1 pseudogene is annotated in these 298 nt (G+C 32.6%); it reads left to right on the plus strand.

Annotated elements, in window-relative coordinates:
* Positions 1-298 (plus strand): annotated as a pseudogene (locus ACSIPU_RS31020) (glycosyltransferase family 2 protein); the annotation flags it as partial.

Below are 298 nucleotides of genomic sequence, written 5' to 3' on the forward strand. Positions count from 1 at the left end.
ATTTTTAACAAATACAAATCTTATAGCTCTTATTCTATTAGTATGAAAAAGGATAAATTTGAAAAGGATTTTATAATAACTGGCGTTGGGGGTTGTGTTTTAAGTAAGAGAATGATTAAGCCTAGTATTATCGGAGATGATGCATATTTAATTATTTCACCTAAGACAGATGACATCTGGATTAGTAAAATGTTAGAGGCTTCCAATACGAAGGTCGAGTCATCCCCAGATGCACTGCGATGTGTTCATGAAATATTGCATGACCATAACACACTTAGCTCAATAAATACATTGACAT

This window comes from Klebsiella sp. HN106 (assembly GCF_051209435.1).
Lineage (GTDB): Bacteria > Pseudomonadota > Gammaproteobacteria > Enterobacterales > Enterobacteriaceae > Klebsiella > Klebsiella oxytoca.